General features: G+C 29.9%; 22 protein-coding genes and 4 tRNA genes. 1 reads left to right on the forward strand and 25 read right to left on the reverse strand.

The annotated features are described in order from the left end of the window. Positions 1 to 2: 2 nt before the first annotated feature. The 17 genes from P344_RS05055 to P344_RS05135 all read right to left on the reverse strand — a co-directional run bounded on the left by P344_RS05055 (position 3) and on the right by P344_RS05135 (position 11,287). A tRNA-Ser gene (locus P344_RS05055) sits at positions 3 to 95 on the reverse strand. 18 nt (positions 96 to 113) lie between these two features. Continuing rightward, positions 114 to 188 (reverse strand) — tRNA-Trp (locus P344_RS05060). A gap of 84 nt (positions 189 to 272) precedes the next feature. Next, positions 273 to 347 (reverse strand) — tRNA-Trp (locus tag P344_RS05065). A gap of 106 nt (positions 348 to 453) precedes the next feature. Further along, positions 454 to 930, reverse strand: coding sequence for a Fur family transcriptional regulator (locus tag P344_RS05070; protein WP_025317791.1), 477 nt, complete (start codon positions 928 to 930; stop codon positions 454 to 456). Positions 931 to 939: 9 nt separating this feature from the next. Beyond that, complete coding sequence (locus P344_RS05075; RefSeq protein ID WP_025317792.1) at positions 940 to 1,164, reverse strand: acyl carrier protein; 225 nt, start codon at positions 1,162 to 1,164, stop codon at positions 940 to 942. A gap of 322 nt (positions 1,165 to 1,486) precedes the next feature. Next, a complete protein-coding gene (locus P344_RS05080; protein WP_148552335.1) occupies positions 1,487 to 1,687 on the reverse strand; it encodes a hypothetical protein in 201 nt (66 codons plus the stop codon). A 234-nt stretch (positions 1,688 to 1,921) separates the two neighbouring features. Next, positions 1,922 to 2,200, reverse strand: coding sequence for a hypothetical protein (locus P344_RS05085; RefSeq protein ID WP_025317794.1), 279 nt, complete (start codon positions 2,198 to 2,200; stop codon positions 1,922 to 1,924). 121 nt (positions 2,201 to 2,321) lie between these two features. Then, positions 2,322 to 2,717, reverse strand: a complete 396-nt coding sequence (locus P344_RS05090) for a hypothetical protein (protein ID WP_025317795.1) — start codon at positions 2,715 to 2,717, stop codon at positions 2,322 to 2,324. 55 nt (positions 2,718 to 2,772) lie between these two features. Continuing rightward, positions 2,773 to 4,197: a proline--tRNA ligase gene (proS, locus tag P344_RS05095; RefSeq protein WP_025317796.1), complete on the reverse strand. Its 1,425-nt coding sequence runs from the start codon at positions 4,195 to 4,197 to the stop codon at positions 2,773 to 2,775. A 3-nt stretch (positions 4,198 to 4,200) separates the two neighbouring features. Beyond that, a complete protein-coding gene (locus P344_RS05100) occupies positions 4,201 to 4,890 on the reverse strand; it encodes a hypothetical protein (protein ID WP_025317797.1) in 690 nt (229 codons plus the stop codon). A gap of 61 nt (positions 4,891 to 4,951) precedes the next feature. Then, positions 4,952 to 6,490 carry a cardiolipin synthase gene (cls, locus tag P344_RS05105; protein ID WP_025317798.1) on the reverse strand — a complete coding sequence of 513 codons (1,539 nt, stop codon included), beginning with the start codon at positions 6,488 to 6,490 and terminating at the stop codon, positions 4,952 to 4,954. Between the two features lie 94 nt (positions 6,491 to 6,584). Then, positions 6,585 to 6,675 (reverse strand) — tRNA-Ser (locus P344_RS05110). A 95-nt stretch (positions 6,676 to 6,770) separates the two neighbouring features. Beyond that, a complete protein-coding gene (locus P344_RS05115; RefSeq protein ID WP_025317799.1) occupies positions 6,771 to 8,042 on the reverse strand; it encodes a hypothetical protein in 1,272 nt (423 codons plus the stop codon). A gap of 262 nt (positions 8,043 to 8,304) precedes the next feature. Beyond that, the gene (locus P344_RS05120) at positions 8,305 to 8,727 is read right to left on the reverse strand and encodes a PLP-dependent aminotransferase family protein (protein ID WP_025317800.1); all 423 of its coding nucleotides are present in this window, start codon (positions 8,725 to 8,727) and stop codon (positions 8,305 to 8,307) included. Further along, positions 8,640 to 8,918 carry an aminotransferase class I/II-fold pyridoxal phosphate-dependent enzyme gene (locus P344_RS08135; RefSeq protein ID WP_148552355.1) on the reverse strand — a complete coding sequence of 93 codons (279 nt, stop codon included), beginning with the start codon at positions 8,916 to 8,918 and terminating at the stop codon, positions 8,640 to 8,642. Before P344_RS08135 ends, P344_RS05120 begins: the two co-directional genes overlap by 88 nt. Further along, on the reverse strand, positions 8,882 to 9,316 hold the full coding sequence (locus P344_RS05125) for a beta C-S lyase family protein (protein ID WP_025317801.1): 435 nt from the start codon (positions 9,314 to 9,316) through the stop codon (positions 8,882 to 8,884). Before P344_RS05125 ends, P344_RS08135 begins: the two co-directional genes overlap by 37 nt. 366 nt (positions 9,317 to 9,682) lie before the next feature. Then, positions 9,683 to 11,287: a TrkH family potassium uptake protein gene (locus tag P344_RS05135; protein WP_025317803.1), complete on the reverse strand. Its 1,605-nt coding sequence runs from the start codon at positions 11,285 to 11,287 to the stop codon at positions 9,683 to 9,685. A 118-nt stretch (positions 11,288 to 11,405) separates the two neighbouring features. Between P344_RS05135 and P344_RS05140 the strand changes: the two genes are divergently transcribed. Further along, a complete protein-coding gene (locus P344_RS05140) occupies positions 11,406 to 12,104 on the forward strand; it encodes a potassium channel family protein (RefSeq protein ID WP_025317804.1) in 699 nt (232 codons plus the stop codon). Positions 12,105 to 12,138: 34 nt separating this feature from the next. On the opposite strand, the gene P344_RS06860 is transcribed toward P344_RS05140, so the two are convergent. The 8 genes from P344_RS06860 to P344_RS05175 all read right to left on the reverse strand — a co-directional run bounded on the left by P344_RS06860 (position 12,139) and on the right by P344_RS05175 (position 20,472). Further along, positions 12,139 to 12,285 carry a hypothetical protein gene (locus tag P344_RS06860; protein WP_156028586.1) on the reverse strand — a complete coding sequence of 49 codons (147 nt, stop codon included), beginning with the start codon at positions 12,283 to 12,285 and terminating at the stop codon, positions 12,139 to 12,141. A 324-nt stretch (positions 12,286 to 12,609) separates the two neighbouring features. Further along, the gene (locus P344_RS05145) at positions 12,610 to 12,867 is read right to left on the reverse strand and encodes a hypothetical protein (RefSeq protein ID WP_025317805.1); all 258 of its coding nucleotides are present in this window, start codon (positions 12,865 to 12,867) and stop codon (positions 12,610 to 12,612) included. Between the two features lie 157 nt (positions 12,868 to 13,024). Then, positions 13,025 to 14,467 carry an Asp-tRNA(Asn)/Glu-tRNA(Gln) amidotransferase subunit GatB gene (gene gatB / locus P344_RS05150; RefSeq protein ID WP_025317806.1) on the reverse strand — a complete coding sequence of 481 codons (1,443 nt, stop codon included), beginning with the start codon at positions 14,465 to 14,467 and terminating at the stop codon, positions 13,025 to 13,027. Beyond that, complete coding sequence (locus P344_RS05155) at positions 14,467 to 15,939, reverse strand: amidase family protein (protein ID WP_025317807.1); 1,473 nt, start codon at positions 15,937 to 15,939, stop codon at positions 14,467 to 14,469. The genes gatB and P344_RS05155 overlap by 1 nt, the downstream gene beginning before the upstream one ends. Before the next feature lie 3 nt (positions 15,940 to 15,942). After that, complete coding sequence (gene gatC / locus P344_RS05160; protein WP_025317808.1) at positions 15,943 to 16,236, reverse strand: Asp-tRNA(Asn)/Glu-tRNA(Gln) amidotransferase subunit GatC; 294 nt, start codon at positions 16,234 to 16,236, stop codon at positions 15,943 to 15,945. A gap of 17 nt (positions 16,237 to 16,253) precedes the next feature. Next, on the reverse strand, positions 16,254 to 18,251 hold the full coding sequence (gene ligA, locus P344_RS05165; protein ID WP_025317809.1) for an NAD-dependent DNA ligase LigA: 1,998 nt from the start codon (positions 18,249 to 18,251) through the stop codon (positions 16,254 to 16,256). Between the two features lie 9 nt (positions 18,252 to 18,260). Further along, positions 18,261 to 19,895: a hypothetical protein gene (locus tag P344_RS05170; protein WP_025317810.1), complete on the reverse strand. Its 1,635-nt coding sequence runs from the start codon at positions 19,893 to 19,895 to the stop codon at positions 18,261 to 18,263. 97 nt (positions 19,896 to 19,992) lie between these two features. Further along, positions 19,993 to 20,472, reverse strand: coding sequence for a PTS sugar transporter subunit IIA (locus P344_RS05175; protein ID WP_025317811.1), 480 nt, complete (start codon positions 20,470 to 20,472; stop codon positions 19,993 to 19,995). Positions 20,473 to 20,724: the final 252 nt, after the last annotated feature.

Consider the following 20,724-nt stretch of genomic DNA (forward strand, 5'->3'; position numbering starts at 1 on the left):
TATGGCGGAAGTAAAGAGATTCGAACTCTTGCGTGACTTTCATCACCTAACGGTTTTCGAGACCGGCCCCTTCAACCAGACTTGGGTATACTTCCTTATTTTTTATTTTGTTATGGCAGGGGTGACAGGACTTGAACCCACAGCATACGGTTTTGGAGACCGTTGTTCTACCATTGAACTACACCCCTAGTTTCTTTAAAATAATAACATAAAAAAAATAAAATCTTGGGTAAAAATAAAAAAGTATTTTTTAAAATACTACTTTTAAAATATGGCAGGGGTGACAGGACTTGAACCCACAACACTCGGATTTGAAGTCCGATGTTCTACCATTGAACTACACCCCTAATTTTATTGTGCTAAATTAACACTTATTTATTTTAACAAATAAATTCTTAAAATTAAATAATTAAATCTTAAATTTATATTTTTTAAAGCACAAAAAATCTGAAACTAATCTAAATCATCATCAAAATGAGTATGTTCCGTACGGTTTAACCGTTGACATTCTTCACACAAACCATGTCCTTCAATTTTAAAATGAATTGGTTTTCAGTAAATTTTTTCTAAAGCTTTCCCTAAACTAACAATATCAATTGATTTTAAAACTGCTTCATCTTTAATATGAAGAACTTTCTTACATGAGTCACAAATGGCATGAAACGAAGGATTCTCAGCGAGGTCATATCAAATTTGTTTACCATCAAAAGTATTGCTAAAAAGTATATGTTCTTTTAAGAGCATATCAATAGTATTGTATACTGACATTAAATTGACATTTTGGTATTCTTTTTCTAAATATTCAACAATTACGGACAAAGTTAAGTGTTTTTTATCAGTTAAAATTTTAATAATTGATAAGCGAATATCCGTTAACCGATAGTTTTTATCTTTTAAAATTTGAACAATCTTATCGTACGATAAAGCCATAAAAATTCCTTATTTCTTTAAATTATCAATAATTTTAACTAAGTCATTTAATGTTTTAATTTCTGTTAACTTATCATCTGGAATGCGAATTGATAATTTTTCTTCAGCTAAAATAACCAAATCCATTAAATCTAATGAATCAAGACCAAGATCTTTAAAATTAGTATTCAAATCAACTGTTTTACTAATCCCCCTTTGTTTTAAAACTTTCTTTAGTTCTTCCATAATATTCATAATGCAATATCACCTCTATTTATTACTATATTTATAATTATAACAAATAAAATTAAAAATAAATCTTTTCCACTTTTTTAAATGAAATCTTAAATTTTAATACGCTAAGAATTAATTATTATGTTAGCTAACGTATAATGAATAATTGTATTTACTTTTGATAACCCATAATATTCATTACTGCAATCAAAAACGAGATAACTATCTTCATTATTAATAGTTGGAAAGACATTAATTCACTGCGCTAAAAATATTTTTTTAACGCGCAAGTTTAAAAAAATAGTCATTATGTTGGAAAGTAAAAGCATTATTAAATTGGTAACTAGCTAAAGCCAGTTCATAAGAATAATCATTTGTTGGGTGGGGGTTGGTGTTGCTTAATAATAAGATTTTGGTAAATTAAAACTCCGAGACAAGTTAGAAAAGCTAAAATAACAATAATAAAAAAACTGACAATAATTTGGCGCTTAAATTTTCATTGTTTAAACTTGGTAACACTTTTCTTGTCATAAGTAACTTCCATTTGCTTATTATCTTTTGCCTTTAAAAAGGATTTAATTTTGGAAATAAAATTCTTAAACAAAGTTAGCATTGCTCGTCATCAAAAGGCTGATTATAATAATAAGAAAGTTGATTATTATTAATTAAAAATATAGTTGCCTGGGGATTAATAAAATTATTAAAAAAGATTTTTTCTGATATAGCATATACTAATAGTAACCAAGTTATGAAAATTATGATTATCAAAAACTATTTTTTAATTAATAATAATTCCTGATGTTGGAATAACCGTTTGCAAAACTAATTCCTCGTGGGCCAGAAAGGGATCTATTAATAATCTATTATTAGTCAACATATTATCTGTGATTTCAACTCGCTGTTTTTGGAAATTATACATAGTAGTATTATTACTAAAATAGTGGTAAAAATGCCGATCATGATATTTTAAATAACCGTTTATTTTATCAAAATTATATTTGGTAGTACTGCTTAAAATATAAGTTGTAACTGGTAAAGTTAAATTTGGGTTTGGCAATTTGGTGCGAAGTTTATTAATCTTTGTAATAATATCATTAGGATATTTTTTGTAATCTTCTAAATTATAGTTAAAATTATTATCAAAGTAAAACAGACTGGGAAGACTAGGATTATTAATTTTATTTATTATAATAAGTAAAAACTAGTTCATTTTTTAGTAAACTTTTTTGATAATCAAATTGCTGATTATTTTCGTTAAAATTCTTATATTCAAAAAGAGCATTAATTACAAGATTAGGAGCATCAACCGGCTGAGGGGCGAGATTTCAATAAATTTCTTGGTATGAATTTTTGGCAACTAACGCATTATTATCATTATAATCTAAGCTAACGACAACTGCGATTTGGTTTAAATTATCATTATTTAAGCAAGTTGTTGGAATACCCTCTTTTGCTCAATTACCATAACTTAAATAGTGATTTTTAGTAGCTAATAAAGTTTCAGAACTAGTTGCTAAAAATTCACGGGAATTTTCAACATATAATGAATCTGTAAATAAATTAGTGCCCAACATAAAAAACCTCCCTCAATTAAGATTTACCTAATTAAAATAAGGTTTCCTTTATTTTTTAATAAGCTCTGGCAAAATATACTAAATATTGGGCGGGATTATCACAGCGGAAACACTGTTCTGATACGTCTTGGGAAATATCAAACGGAATACAACGAGAAACGGTTTGAGTTTCTTCTTTAATAATATTTTCACAAGCAAGCGCCCCACAAAATGGTACTAAAAATAACGCATTTTTCTGTTTTAAAATTTCTTTATATTCTTCATAACTATTAACTTTAATAGTTCGCTGTTGACGATTTGCAAGTGCCCGGTTGAAAAGATTAGCACTAATTTCTGTAAATAATTTATTAACTGTTGCTAAAACTTCTGAAATTTTAACTTGGACTTTTTCAAAAGTATCACGGCGAGTGATTATTACACTTTCTTGTTCTAAGTCCCGCGGACCAATTTCAATACGCACGGGAATTCCTTTAATTTCCGCATTTGCTAATTTATAACCAAATGACTTTTCCGATTCATCAATGACCACTCGGAAATTTCCTAATTGTTTTTTAATTTGTTCAGCAACTGTTAATAAGGTGTCATCATTTTTAACAGGAACAATCATTACTTGCGTTGGAGCAATCATTGGGGGTAATACTAACCCGTGATCATCACCATGGGTCATAATAATTGCCCCAATTGTGCGGGTTGATACACCTCACGAAGTTGAGTAAGCATATTCTAATTGGTTATCTTGGTTTGTAAATTTAATATCAAATGGTTTTGCAAAGTTTTGCCCAAAATAATGGCTTGTTCCACATTGTAGAGCTTGCCCATCATACATTAAAGACTCAATGGTATATGTTTCTAACGCACCAGCAAATTTTTCGCGTTCTGTTTTTTGGCCACGAATAACTGGTAGCAATAAGGCTTCTTCGGCAAATTTACTATACACATCCAAAATTTTTAGCGTAAAATCTTTAGCTTCTTGGGCGTTCGCATGAATAGTGTGTCCTTCTTGTCACAAAAATTCACTGGTGCGTAAAAACGGGCGCGTTGTTTTTTCTCATCGTAAAACATTTACCCATTGGTTATATAACAATGGTAAGTCACGATAACCTTGGATTTCTTTCGCAAAAAAAGTTCCGAATAATACTTCCGAAGTGGGGCGAATATATAATTCTTCTTCTAATTTTTTGTCCCCCACTTTAGTAACCGTTGCAATTTCGGGGGAAAATCCTTCAATATGTTCTTTTTCTTTATCAAATAATGATTTAGGAATTAATAAGGGAAAATAAACATTAGTTACTTTTAATTCCTTAAATTTTTGGTCTAAATATTTTTGAATATTTTCTCAAATGGCATAACCATACGGTTTAAAAATCATCGTTCCCTTCGCTGGTCCATAACTAATTAAATCAGCATTAACAACAATATCAGTATATCATTGGGCAAAATTCTCATCGCGAGGAGTAATCTTCTCTAATTTTCTACTCATAACTTACTTCTTTCTATTTTTATTAGCAACTTGTTCAATATTTCCTTTTTCACCTTGGAAAACTTTAATTTTTAAATTAGTGCTTTTGACATAATTCTGAATCCGGTTTAAATATTCATTATTTTTCATTAAAATTCATTTAATACATTCTGGCTTCACATCTTCAAATAAGTGAACACGCCGCGTTGTTTCTTCATAATACCAATCAGTTTTTGTATTTTCAAATAATTTTTTAATATTAATTGCAATCACGGCAATTTGATTAGGGTCAATTTTTTGATCAGCAATTCAACTTCAAAAATAATGGCGGGTTGAATTATCTAGTTCAAATTCAATATGATCAGGTTTTTCCAGGTATGTTCATACAATATATTCGCTATCTTTAGCTAGGTGAATATTTTTAATGGGTTGGATTCCAAACTCTAACTGACGTAGAACATTACTTACATCCGTATAAAATAATAACGTACGAATTTTTTGGGCATTTAAATTCTTAATAATTTTATGGCTTTTTCTTCTTTTAAAACTAAACCCAGTTTTAATATCTTTACTGTCTTCTTCATCGTCAAAAAAATCACTCGGTTCTAGTTCCTGTGGTTTTGCCTTTTTTTCATCTTGTAATAAATTATGTTTGCCTGGTTTTTGTTTTTTATCTTCTTCCGGAGTTTTATTTTTTAATTTATTAAATAACATTGCTTCACCTCATCTTTTACCACTTAAATATACCATTATTATACTTGATTTTTAAAAGATATTATAAAATTGGACTAACTAATTTTAAGCATTGGAGTCCCACCCGGTATTTTAATGGTTTGTACTTAATTGGTCATTCGCGTCATAAAATTGCATGGTTATAATCTCACTTTCAGCGGGTTAAAAATGTTTTCACAACTTCCTTATCATAAATAATGGCGGTTGTTTGGTGGTCTGAGAAAAAACTGCGGTAATCTAAATTACATGTGCCAACAATCGCAATTTCATCATCAAAAATAGCTATTTTATTATGGCAAAAGACATTATTCATTTCATAAATCTTAACACCAGCCGCTAGTAATTCTTTACAATAAGTTTTAGTAATATCTAACACAAAAATTTTATCAGTTAAGCCGGGAATCGTTAACCGCACATCAATACCTGCTTGAGCCGCTGTTTTAAGGGCTAAAATTAATTCTCCGGGAGCAATAAAATAAGGTGTTGATAACCAAATTCTTTTTTTTGCATTATTAATTAATGAAATATAAACATCACGATTTAACGATTCTGAAAAACTAGGATAGTCATTAAAAATTTGCACTAAAGTATTATTAGTTTGACGATGATCTTTTTTGGTAAAGATATCATTTTCTAACTCACTAATGCGCTCACGTTGTTTGCTGGCAAAATACCAATCATCAGCAAAAATAACTTCCAAGGCACGGACCCCATCACCTTCAATTCGCAATTGGACATCATGAAAAAGACCAAATTTTGGAGATTGGTTAACATATAAATCAGATAAATTAATTCCGCCGGTATAGCCAATTTTTCCATCAATAATAGCATCCTTGCGATGGTTACGATAATTAGCATTCCCATTTAAGAACGGCGTAATAATCGGTAAAAATTTATACATTTTGACTCCAATTTTTTTTAGTTTGCGCAAACTCTTTTCACTAATTTTAAAATAACTTCCTACATGATCATAAATTAAATAAACTTTCACGCCAGCTTTCAAACGTTCTTTAATAATTTCGGCAAATGCTTCAAATAACTCCCCATCCGCAATAATAAAATAAGTTAAGAGAATGTATTTTTTGGCTTTTTGTAAATCAGAAAGAATCCGGTAAAAAGCAATTGTCCCGTTTGGCAAAATTTCAACAGTACTATTACCATAGACTGGTTTTTCCGCTTTATGATTAAGTAGTTCAAAAGTTCTTGTAAAATTAGGACTTAACGTATTAATCTTTGCTAAGTTTGCAAGATTATCTTCTTGAAATTGTTGGTATTCATTTTTATTAATTGCTTCATAATAAATTGTTCTTTTATTGGAAAAATGATATTTTCGTCCAAAAAAAATGTATGAACAAAGACCAATAAAGGGAACAAAAATAACAAAAATTATTCATGACAACTTAACTTCATATCTTCTTTTTGAAAAAAATATTCAAAATGCCATTAAGAAGTCAATAATTAAGATAGAAACAAAAATTCAGATAAAAGCAATATTAAAAATGATTGCTACAACCACAACAGCCGCAACTGCTAGTCCGAATAAAAATATCATTGATAAAATTATTTTTAATCAATTTTTCATTAATTTTTCCCTTTCGTTGTTTTGACTATAATATTATTTTACCAATAAAAAAAGTTATATTACTACATATAACTAAGTTTTTCTTTTAAATTAATGGCGGAACAGGAGAGACTCGAACTCTCGCGCCGGTTGCCCGACCTAACACCTTAGCAGGGTGCCCTCTTTACCAACTTGAGTACTGTTCCAATTGGTATTTTCCACTCCTATATTATATACAAAATCGCATTAATATAACAAGTATTTTTAATAATTAATTTAAAAAACGAATTTTAAATTCGTTTTATTCTATGACATGTACTTCAGTTAAATCACTATTAACTGAAGCATCGTCTTGCGATAATTGAGATTGTTGCGCAAGATTTTGTTGATGCTTTTGAAGATTTTGTTGACGACGATTGGAAAGTAGTCTTTGCTGTGTCCTCGATGATTTGGGGGTATTATTAAAAAGAGGAGTATTTTCATTAATTTCTTCGGGACGATTTCAATAAGAAGTCATTAAATTTGTAATTTTTTTAATAATACTAAAAGCACCCCGGGTACTATCAACAATTGAAGAAAATGCTGCTGGTAAAACAGCTTCTAAAATTGTTTTCAAAGAATTTGTTAATCCTTGGGCCGTAATTAGGTTTCTTGTTAAAACACCATAAGTCATTAAATTTAATCCCGGTGATACTAGCCCCGTTATATTATTAATAACTTGCACCCCTAAATTTTCTTTTTTTGAACAAATTGTGGCAATTAAGTTTAATATTTCCATTCCCTGGGTCATTGTTGATCAGAAGTTAGTTCCCTTGAAATAAATTTCTTTAAATAGTTCAAATCCCCCATCATGTTCATAAGCTTCATAGGTAGTTTCATAAGTATGAACTAATTGTATTAAAATATTGCAACCAACTGATAAGTAAATACTAGTTGCGAGAACTTTTTGGGCATATTTTGTTAAGTTATGCTTTTCATTATTAAGATACTTTTCCACTAATGGTTTAATTGATAAATAAGCAATATCATAGTAATAAAAATATAATCCTTCTGGTTTTCATAAATTAAAATTAGGCATTGTGTATTTTGCAACACAAATACTTGCCGATTCTAAAAAGTTTAGAAAGGTATCTATAAGTTCTTCTTTTTTAAAACCGTTTTGGACAATTGCTTTGACATGCATAAAAAATGATCTAACATCCGGTTCAGAAATATGTTCATTAACAATTTCATCAATTTGCGCAATAAAATCAGTAGTTTCTGAATTTACCGAATGGTTAGGTTCAACACCAACTTCTAGGTTAGTGGCACTTGCTGCTCTTGAAATAGTTGGTTCTGATGAGTTAATTTCTGCGGTGTCCTTTGTTTCTGTGGAGTTTGTTAAGTCAGATGTATCTTGGGCTGTTAGTAAAGGAGAATCTTCGTGGAAAAGAAATTCGGGGATGATATTTTCATCTGGTTCAGAAATTTCACTAGTTTCTGAGAAAGTTTCAAGATCTAAAGAAGAATCATTTCTTGGAAGATCATTAGGTTTTGATAAATTTTCAGTTGAATTATTTTGCGATTTTGGCATAGTTTTTTTCCTTTCATAATAAATTAATTATAAAAAAGCATTTTAAGTTTGAAAACTTAAAATTAAATATTAAAAAATAATTTTAAACAAAAAACACCTAATAAAATATACTTTATTAGGTGTTCTTGACACTCGTTAAAATTGATAATTATTAACTTTTCGCTTTGGAAAAGTACATTATCATTTTATCACTATAAAAATAGAAAACAATGATTATTTAATAAAATAAATTCTCATTAAATAAATTTTAAAAAATAGATTTTTATTTAAAGATTCGTTTTAGCCGAATTAAAAATTTATTAATTGTTTTATTTGAACAACTCAGAACTAACCGGAACCATTTATTTTTTAAATCATAAAAATCATCATTAAATTTTACTAATAATTTCTCTTGAAAAAATCGTTTTTTATAAAATTCTAATGTTTTTTTATCATTATTAATTAAAATGACAGTGGCAAAACTACTTGGCATTGCCATTATTGTTAGTGGTAAATGGTTTTCCCGAATAAAACATTCAATAATTTTATAGTTTTCTTGAAAAACTAAATGTAATTTATCAATTCATTTTGCCCCTTTTATTGAATAAACAGCTTTTGTTACTTCGGTTCCAAAAATATCACTTTCATATAACCAATTTTTTGATAATACTGGTAAATTTTTTGCCGTAGTTCTTGGTTTGGGCAAATAAAATAACCAGTTGCTAACCCCCCAATATTAAACCCTTTACTTGGAGTGGTACATACAATTAAATTATTAAATAATTTTTGATCACTAAGATTAAGAACTGAATTAAAACCTTGGACATTAGTTAATAAATCCCCACCACTTTCATCAGATATTAAAATAACATTATTTTGATAACATATATTAGCAATTTTTTGTTAACTGCTCAACTATGCATAACTTTCCCGGGGGATTTCATTGAGTTACAAAGCAAAAATGCTTTTACCATCGGATTACGCAACTGTTCATTCAAAACATTAAAATTAAATTTAAATTTATTATTTTTAATTTGTAATTCATTAAAAATAACTTCTCGATAATTAAAAGTACAAATTTTTGGTAGTGCTGAACGCACTGGACTTGTAATTACAAACTTAGTTCCCACATGACTAATTTGGCGAATAATAGCTACAATCTCCAACAATTCAGCATAACAATAATTAATCCATTCTTGTTTTAATTCCACATTTTCTCGAATTTTATATCATTTGATAATACTTCGGTAATATTCATCATCTAGTACAATATAACTAAGTGATTTAAACGGCATCGTTTAATGATTTGGCAAAAGATAAAACTCGGCATTGGAAAATCTAAATCAGTAAGTTGACAGGCAATAAAACTATCATCAATTCCGTATTTTTCTTTTAAATATTTTAAGTTTCATCGCCGGTCATTTGAATTTTTTCTATTTATTTCTTTCATTTATAAATAAACCAACCTTCCGCCTTAATTTTAATTTTTCTGTAAAATTATTACAACTTTATTGTGTCAATATAAAAAATATCTAATTTTATAAAGGCGTACTAAAAAGAAAAAAAGAGCTTTCACATCTTCTTTTGATAAATTTCAACCCACCATTCTTTAAAATTTGGGTCTTCTTAACTTATTTTTAAAAATTACTAGCCTTGCAGTCTTATCCAATTGTAACATCTTCTTCGACATAACTATATTCTTTGTCCCCCGTTCCCTTAATCGAAACTAATAAGGTTGAAGAAATTCCTAACTGCCCAATAAACATGTTGGCAATTAATAATAATAAACTAAAGGCGCCTAAACCATAGGTTTGTAAAAAATTAAAGGCATTTAAGCCTGTTGTCCCAAAAGCACTACATACCACAAATAAAATGTTTAAATAATCTAAGGTTGGGTTTTCAATACTAATTCCTAGCACTGTTCCTCCAACCAGCATTACCGAAATAATAGTTACTACTAAGGCTCGTTTAACAGTTTCATTCGGGATTTTCCGCTTGAACGCATTGACACTATTATTATTCCGCATAATGGATCAAATGGTAATTAGCACAATCGCAAAGGTAGTTGTCCTAATTCCTCCGGCGGTTGAAGAAGGCGCCGATCCAATAAACATCATAATTGACATAATTGCTCGTGACCCGGGTAATAACTTTGTACAGTCAATTGTTGAAAAACCAGCATTGCGGGTTGACATAGTATTGAATAAAATATTCATGAACCCATTTCATTTAGTTGGTGCATCCCGTAAAATTGTTTCAATATAAACGGTATTTCCAAAAGCATCCATTGTTGTCATATTTAAATTAACATATTCCACTAACCATACTAAGAATACTCCGACAATGGATACTAACGAATAAGATATGAAGTTAATTTTGGTAAACAAACTAAATTTTACTTTTTCTTTGCGTTTTCAAGCCGCAATTTTTCTTTTAATATCATAGAAGGTTGGAAAACCAATTCCTCCCATTACAAATTCAATCATAAAAATAAATTGTAAAAAGTAATTAGTATTATAAGGCATTAAGGACGAATTTCCAACAATATCAAACCCCGCGTTGTTAATTGCCGAAATCGAGTGGAAAACTCCACTTCATAAACTTGCTCAGAACCGGTGGTATGTTACATTATCAATCATAAATTTTCCAGTTGTACTTCCTGGTGAAAAGTAAAAATTAAAAAACAGCAAAATTACAGCAATTACTTCAACAATAATTAAAAAGTAAAAACTACTTTTAATTAAATCTAACGTATGGCCAAAACTATTATTTCCCCGTTCACCCTGTACTAACATTCGGTCCTTAATTGAAATTTTACGACCTAATAAAACTAAGATCATAATTTTAAAGGTTAAAACCCCAAAACCACCAAACTGAATTAAAATAATAATAATTAATTGACCAAAAAAGGTATAATCTGCGGCAGTAACCGGGATAGTTAACCCCGTGTCAGAAAAGGCACTCGAAGCAGTAAACAACCCAATTAAGAAATTTCACCGAAAATCATATTGCCCCAACGGAGTTCCACTCCCATTGGTAATGTCCCGGGCCCCATTATATACCACCCCAGGAATACATAGTAAAAACCCTGAAATTAAAACTACTAAAACATAAATTAAAAATAGTTTCCCTGCTACTTTTGAAAAGGGAATAAAATGAATTCTCCTTTTTTTAATTGGTGCAGCGATATCGTCTTCATTGCGTTGATTTAAAAGTTCTTTTCTTTTTTTAAAAATATTTTTAAAAAAAGGCTGATAAACTCTCATAGACTATACCTCTATTCAAATATAATACTTACATTATACCAATATTCTCTATAAAGTTTCAAAGATTGCTTATAATTTTAAAAATAGTATAATTAAGCGTGATAAGGAGAGTAATAGGATGGCTCGTAAAAAAAGTTTTGCAATAATTGGATTAAGTAACTTCGGAAAAGCGGTTATTGATACCTTAGTTGCTAAAAAACAACATGTCATGGTGTTTGACGCTGACCAAGCAAAAGTTAATAACATGATTGCTAGTTACGAACAAATTGATGGCGTGGCCTTAGACTCAACCATTAAAGCTAATTTAATTGAACAAGGTCTAGACCAGTACGATAATGTTATTGTAACAATGGCCACCAATATTGAAGCTAGTGTTTTAACAATTATTAGTTTACAAGACATTGGGGTTAATAACATAATTGCTAAGTCAAAAGATTCTCGCCACGCGCGAATTTTAAAAGCCTTAGGAATTACTAATATTGTCCAACCTGATCTTATTGCCGGAAACATTATTGCTGCGAAAGCAATGTTTGATGTTGCAATTGAAATGCAAACAGTTGACGAAAACTATGCTTCAGTTGTGATTAAAGTAACCGAACCATCAATTAATGGTAGCTCATTGTTAGATTTACGGTTAATTAATAACAAAGATTACAACATTGTCCATATTAAAAGAAAAGGAAAAGTTATCTTGCCCGGGGATATTGACAGTTTAAAACTTGGTGACGAATTATTATTTATTGCTAAAATTAATGCAATTAATGATTTAACAACCAAATTACAAGCTGTTGAAGAACCAACCGAAGTAGATAAATAATTATCTTAAAAAAACTAGCCACCAATAAGTTATCTTACTGGTGGCTAGTTTTTTTATAATGAACTAAAGCATCCCGGAGCATTTTAGACTTATTTTCCACAATTAATAAATGAGGTTTTTCATCATCAACCACAGTGTGGGCACCATATTTAATAATTAAACCCTTGATAATATTTTGCACACCCCCAGCGTTTTCAGCAAAATCACTCTATAAATACTTGTTTTGGATTTGCCTACTCACGCTGTGTGCTTAACTGAATTTAAAATATTATAAATGCGTTCTAAAAGATCTAATTCCTGGTCTGAAATTTCAACAGGTTAGTGTGAATCATCATTAGCAAGATTCCCTTCTTTTGCAGTTACTAAAAAATGGTTCTTTCTTTCGTAACATTTGGTCGTTTTTTTAAGGTTGCTAGTTCCATACTAATAGGTAATAGTAAAACTAAATAGTCATTTTAAAACATTAGCGCTTGGCTCTCCATTCTGGTTTAATTTTGCCCATAATTTAAAACTCCGAAAAATTATTATCAATCCTAAAATAGCCGGAATGATAAAAATAAAAGCAAAACTTTTGCTTGCACTGGCTGATATAAAACAACGCAAATAATTTATCTTTTTCTTCCACCGGTAAGTTTGGATTAATCATTGTATTATCAATAATGTAACCAATCGCAGCGGCAAAGACAGAAAAAGTGATAATTGAAAATAACGCAAAGAAAATAATTGCGCAAATTAATTTCTTATAATATGTTTCACTTCTCATTTCTTAAGTTTCGTACGGTCTTTCTATTTTTCAGTATTTTTACATATTAAATATAGCACTTTATATCCTTGATTAGAATAAAATTTTAATAAAAATTAAAAAAATTGAATCTTTTTTCAAAAGTAATTCAATTCTTCTCTTGCTGGTTTAAATTAAATTAGTTGTGATCTTTTTTCTTAGTAATTAATTCAAGAACAACTTGTTGGCCAATTTCGGGAGCCACTTGTCCCTTGGTTAGTTTCATTAACTCACCCATAAAGAATTTAATTACCCGTTCTGGACGTTCATGATATTGCCCTAACATTACTAGATTATTTTCAATCACCGGAGTAATAATTTTAATAATTTCTTGGGGATCAGTAATTTGTTTTAATCCTAATTTAGCAACTAAAACTTCTGGTTTAACATCCGTAGTTAAAATATGAGTTAACACCGTTTTTGCTTGTTTAGTGGAAATCACATTTTTAACAATTAAATCAATCATTTTACTTAAATTAGCAGGTGTTAATTTAGTTTCCTTAATAGTAATATTTTTGGCATTCAGATAAGCAGAAATATCACCAATTAAATAATTAGCAACCATCTCATAATTAGAATTGTTTTTTACACTCGCTTCAAAAAAATTCATTAAATCATAGTCCTGTAATAACACTTCAATATCGCTTTCTTTTAACTGGTATTCTTTACGATAGCGTTGACGTTTTTGATTAGGTAATTCTGGCACAGAAGATAAGATTTTATTAATTCACACCTTATCTAATTTAATTGGAAAAATATTAGGTTCCGAAAAATATTTATAATCGGTGGCATCCGTTTTTTTCCGCATTAAAACGGTTTCTTTGCTTTTTTCATCAAATCGTCGCGTTTCTTGTTCCACAACCCCACCGCTCAGAATAATTTGGGCTTGGCGTTTAATTTCAAAATTAATTGCTTTTTCAACATTATTAATTGAATTTAAGTTTTTAATTTCTACTTTGTTACCTAATTGGTTACTTCCCCAGGGGCGTAAGGAAATATTAACATCACAGCGTAAAGAACCCTCATTCATTTTGGCATCACTAACATTTAAATATAATAAAATTTCTCGTAAGGCTTCCACATATTTTTTTGCTTGATAGGCACTGCGTAAAACTGGGCGAGTTACAATCTCAATTAACCCAATTCCTGCACGGTTATAGTCTAACAATGTTTTATCAGCTAAATGCAATTGTTTAGCCGTATCTTCTTCAATATGTAAACGTTCAATTTCAATATTTAAGGGTTGATTATTTTCATATATTGTTAAAAAACCATTTTTCCCAATTGGAAAATATTGTTGGGTAATTTGAAAACCCTTGGCTAAATCCGGATAGTAATAGTTCTTGCGATCAAACTGTACAATTGGATCAATTTCTAAATTTAACGCCTGACAAGCTAATAAGGCTAAGGCAACCCCTTGTTTATTAACCGTTGGCAACGCGCCCGGATAACCCATATCCATGATATTTACCATTGTGTTGACAGGAGCATCATAACTAACTGGCCCTTTTGAAAACATTTTTGTTTTGGTTTTTAATTCCACGTGGTTTTCAATGCCAATAACAACTTCAAAATTATGCATTATTTAACACCTCCTTTCACTGCTGGCACCACAAGATTTTTTAAGTCAATAATATCTTCTAATAAATAACCCGCATTTAAAACTGCTTGGTCATTAAATGGTTTTGCATTAATATTAATCCCAATTGGCAACTCATTAATTAAAGCTAACGGAATTGTCAAAGACGGATTTCCCATAAAATTAGCTAATACTAAGACATCATCAATATAATGCTCAACATCTTCTTCTTTTAAAACTTGTTGTTTAATATCAGCAATTTTAGGGGCAACGTCACTAGCCGAAGGTAACAATAAAATATCGTACTGGCTAAAGATTTTTTCTAGTTCCGTAACTATTAACCGGCGGATTCTTTTTGCTTTCAAAAATAATAATGTTTGGTTTTTTCTAGTTAAAGCATATGAACCAATAACATATCTTCTTTTCACAACATCGCCAAAACCTTTCCCCCGCGAATTCAGCATTACTTCTTCATAAGTTTCACCTTCTTTGCGAACCCCAAAATTAATTCCATCTAAATTTGAATGACTACTTACTGCTTCGGCAAAGGAAATAATCATGTAAACTGGTAATAATGCTTTTAAGAGATCTTCGGGAAAATCAACTGCCGTTAACCTAATATTATGAGCAGTTAACTTTTGATATAGTTCTTCATAAATTGCCTTAATCGGAGCAGGTAACTGCTGATGAATTTTTTTAATATAAGCAAATTGGTAGTTCTTAATATCAGTTGTTAAGTTTTGATAATAATTTTGTTGATCACTTGGTAATGAAGTCGCATCCTTGCCATCTTGTTTTGCTAAATAATCTAAAACAATCGCACAGTCTTCAACTGTTCTAGTAAAATACCCTACCGTATCTAATGAGGGAGCATAGGGAAATAACCCAAAACGAGATAGAATTCCATAAGTTGGTTTTAAACCAACAATTCCGGTATAACTAGCTGGTTTACGAATTGAATCACCAGTATCAGAACCCAGGGCAAATGGAACAACACCAGCTGCAACTAATGCAGCAGACCCCGAAGAAGATCCCCCGGTAATTCTAGTTTTATCCCACGGGTTTAAAACTTCGCCAGTATGAGCATATAACCCATGACCTCCCATCCCTAATTCGTCAAGAGCTGTTTTTCCTAATAAAATAGCATTGTTATTAGCTAAAATTTTAACAACTTGGGCATCATAAGGTGGGATAAAATTATCTAAAATATGCGAACTAGCTGTGGTGCGGATATTTTTTGTTGCAAAATTATCTTTGGCAAAATACGGAATTGCAAAAAGATAATCATCTGGTTTAATTTCTAATGCTTCTAATTCTTTGGCAACTTTTAAAGCCTCAGTTTTTAAAATTGTTACTGTTGCATTTAAGTCGTGATAACTTTCTAGCGCTTGAAAAGCAGTTGTGATAATTTCTGTTGGTGTTATTTTCCCTTGCAATAATAATTCATGTAATTCTTTAATTGTATAATAATTCATTTTTTACTTAACCACCTTATTAATCACAATATAATCATCTTCAACTACGGGGGCATTTCTTAATAATTCTGCTTGGAGAACTTGTTCAATTTCTTCATCATCACGTAAACTTGTTACTGTAATTTCAAAAGGAAAGTGCATTGAATGAACATTTGTCGTATCAATTTTTTGCACTAAATCCATTTGTTTTAAAATAACATCAAATTCATTGCTTAACTTTTCTAATTCTTGTTCTGATAAATCAAGCATAATATTATGCGCTAACTGGCGCAACTTTTCTTTATCAATTCTTGCCATTTTAAATTTCCTTTCTGCTATGAATTTAATAATTTATTAAAATCCTCTTCACTTATTATTTTAACATTTAATTTCGCTGCTTTTGTAATTTTACTTCCTGGATCAGCTCCTGCTAACACATAAGTTGTTTTACTACTTACACTATCCGAAGTTGCCCCCCCCATGCTTTCAATCAAATCTTTGAAATATTCGCGGGGTTTTGATAAAGTACCGGTAATTACAAAACGATAATTTTCAAATTTATTAGAATTATTATTAGTACTTGGGTGGTATGTCATGTTAATTCCTAACTGCGCGAGTTTTTTTACTTCGTTAATATTTTCAGCAATTTTAAAATAATCAACAACACTAGTTGCCACAATTGGACCAACATCATTAATAGTTGCCAATTCTTCAAAAGTAGCCGTTACAATCGCTTCCATTGTTAAAAATTTATGAGTAATTAATTTTGCGGTTTTTTGCCCAACATGGCGAATCCCTAAGCCAAATAATAATTTTTCTAAGGAATTAGTTTTTGAATTATTAATTGAATTAATCATATTTTGATATGATTTCTCGCCAAAATTCTCTAACCCCACTATTTCTTGGTGGTATTTTTCTAATTCATACAAATTACTAAAACTTTTTAAATAATTTAAATTAAATAATTTTTCAATAATTTTTTCACTAACTCCTCCAATATTCATCGCATTGCGTGAGCAAAAATGTTCTAATGATCTTGTAATTTTTTTACTACATAAAGAATTTATACAGTACTGATCAACTTCACCTGCTGTGCGTTCTAATAGCGAATGACACACCGGGCAATGGGTTGCTTCTTGTCACTTCTTGGCATTTTTACTTCTTCTTTCTGGTAAATAACCTATCACCTCTGGAATAATATCGCCCGCTTTTTTAACTTTAACATTATCACCAATGCGAATATCTTTATCAATAATAAAAGAAGCATTATGTAATGTTGCGGCTTTAACAATAGTCCCGGCAATCCGCACGAGTTCTAAATGCGCATTATAAGTAATTCGTCCAGTTCTTCCAACAGTTGGAAAGATATTTAAAATCTTGGTAATAACAATTTCGGCCGGGAATTTATATGCAATTGCTCATTTGGGATTTTTAGCCGTATATCCAATTCGGTTATATAAACTTAAATCATTCACTTTAATAACAATCCCATCAATTTCATATTCTAAATCTTCACGTTTTGCCTGGTATGTTTGAACATAGTCTCATACTTCCGCAATATTTTTACAAATACGAAATTCCTTATTAATTTTAAACTTTAAAGCAGCTAAGCGTTGTAAAGCTTCACTTTGGGTTTTAATCCCATCATTAGTAGCATTAACATAATAATATAAAAAAGCACTTAAATTTCGTTTCGCAATAATACTTGAATCTAACTGGCGTAACGTTCCTGCCGCAGCATTCCGAGGGTTAGCAAATAACGGTTCTTCATTCGCTTCGCGCTCTTTATTAATTTTTTCAAAATTATTTTTTGATAAATAAACTTCTCCGCGGACAGTTAAATTTTCCTGGTCAATTTTTAACGGAATTGATCTAATTTTTTTAATATTAACAGTGACATCTTCACCCGTTGTACCATCCCCGCGGGTCGCCCCAATTTTTAATAAATGATTTTCATAAATTAGTGAAATTGACAACCCATCAATCTTTAATTCACAAGTATATTCAATCGCACTTAATCCCGTTAGTTCCTTGATTTGCTCATCAAAATGTTGTAGATCTTCCAAATTAAAAGCATTGCCCAAACTTAACATTGGGTTTTGGTGTTCATATTTATTAAATTTATCACTTACTTCTCCTGACACTCGTTGGGTCGGCGAATCAAAAGTAATTAATTCAGGATGTTCCGTTTCTAACGCCATTAATTCTTGCATAGTCCAGTCGTATTCTTGATCACTAACACTAGGATTATTTAAGACATAATATTCATAATTTCATTTGTTAATTTGTTCTTTTAAAAATTCAACTCGTTTTTGTGCTTCACTAAAATTCATAGATACCTCCTATTTTCTGGTTGCCTTTATTTTATGTTTAAAAGTCAGTTTCTTAGGGGATGGAAAAAACCGGCTTAACTTAAAATTAAACGGTTTTGTTTTAATCGTATAAACTGTTGTATTAATAGCAACCAGCAAGGCGACAATAAAAACCGTGGCGTTATTTAATAACGCTTGACTGTTGAAGATCCAAATTAAGAATCGCCCCACTAAAGGATTGAAAAAAGAAACTGTTAAAATTGATAGCATGGTAATTTGGGTTTTCGCCACAAAGTTGGGAATTCTCTCTATAAATAAAATCCAAACTAAAGCAAAACCTAAGAAGAAGAAGGAAATTGAGGTAAAAACAGTATCCGTAATTTCACGCCATCTTCCTAATTCTAACTGGACAAATAACGGTTGGGCAATTTTTTCAAGGGTCCAAAAATCCAAGTTAATCTGGTTAGTAGCTAAGACGATAACCACGGAAATAATGGTAAAAATAATTGGAATCACAAAAATAAATCCTCTTCGGCATTCATAAATTGCAAACTCAATTTCACAAATTCTTGTGTAATTTCGATACAATAAAAAAGCAATAAAGAACATTAATAATAGTAATGCTAAAAAGATAAAGATTAATAATAAGTTTTTTAATCGGGCATTATAAACAATAAAACAAACACTTGATACGGCACTAAACTTTACAAAATCTTTTAAGAAGTTTGTTCGGAATCGTAAAATACTAATTCAAGTTGTTACATAAATAGTAAATAAAATAATATAACTAGCATCTCAGTCAAAAGTTATGTAACTCGCAAAAATAAACCCAATAATTCAGGGCATATTACGACTGCGATATTCCCGGTTACTGTAAATACTAATGAGGATAAACAACACAAAAAATAAATTAGTTAACATGTTTTCGGGGTGTCAGGCATCATAACCAAAATAATAAATTAATAGTTTAGAAGCTAATAAAGTAACCAGGGACAATAAACCAATAATAATTTTATTACTATTTTTTTTCGAAAAGTTATTAAGTAAGGTAATAAAAATAGAAGCAAACAATAGCGCATCAAAAATATCTAATAAATTAGTAGTAATATCAATTGGATTTAATTTTGTCATTGCAAACCACATTGAAACATTAGTAAACCATGGTAAGGCTGATAAGGTAGAATTCGCACTTAAGGTAACCTCCGAATTTAAATTAAAAATAACCTTCCTATTATCAAAATTAAAATTATAGAAGGTTAACACAAAACTATTACTCAAGTTTTGTCCAGAAGGAGTAATAAATAAATTTTTTAAATAGTATAAAAAGATAAACATTGTAAAAACCAACACAAATAATAAGTGGTTTCAGTCTAATAAGCGATAATTAAATCAAAAACGAACAAATAATAATAAAATAACAGCATATAATATATTAATTGCTAATAAATAATAAACTAATACAATATATTTTAAATTACCAATAAACTCCAAGGGAATTAATAAAAAAGCGATTGTCGCAAAATAAAAGAAAAAACCCATAATCATACTTAAATAAATATTACGAGTTCTAATTTTTAACAAGTCAGCTAAAATTGTTCCTGTCGAAGAGAAAACTCAATAATAATATAAGAAAAATACAATTGCAATTAAAATTAGCTTTGTCATTAATTTCTCACCTTTCACTTAGATAGATTATAACAAAAAAAAGAATAATAATATTTATCATTCTTGTAAATTGGCATTAAATTATCTTTGACAAGTCTTATTTAATAATCGCAATTACATCTCCTTGACTAACTTTTCCTTTTTTAACAACTTCAATTGTTTTCCCATTCATTGAATCTGGGGTAAAAACCATTGGTGTATCTAAACTAGGAACTTTGTCTTTAATTTTATCTAAATCAACATTACATAATAAGTCTCCTTGACTAACAGTTTGATCTTGTTTAACTTTAATATCAAACCCTTCACCATTTAAAGAAACAGTGTCCATCCCAACATGTAATAACATTTCAACTCCTGACTTATGTTTAATTCCATAAGCATGACCAGTTGGGAAAACTGTCATTAGTTTACCTTCCATCGGAGCCACAAAATTTCCTTTCGCTGGTTTAATTCCTAAACCATCTCCTAACATTTTTTGTGAAAAAATTTCATCTGTTACTTCTTCAATTGCAATAACTTCACCATCAACTGGTGCGATAATTTGAATTTCTTTATTTTTATGTCCGAATAATCCCATAAAAATTCCCTCCTCTAATGTACTTTTTAATATATAACTACATTAAGTATACTACCAAATAAAAGAAAAATGCTAGACTTTTCCACTAAAAATGGCAAAATTGTACATTTTATGTTATTTTTGGAAAATTAATATTTTTTGAATTAATAATTTTGTAATTATTTTTAAATAAAATGTAATCCCTTCGTGCTGGATTGAAACCCATAATACTGCTTTACTTTTTGATGTTAAACATCTTACCGGTACAAGATT

Origin of the sequence: Spiroplasma mirum ATCC 29335 (genome assembly GCF_000565195.1) — a bacterium.
Classification (GTDB): Bacteria; Bacillota_I; Bacilli_A; order Mycoplasmatales; family Mycoplasmataceae; genus Spiroplasma; species Spiroplasma mirum.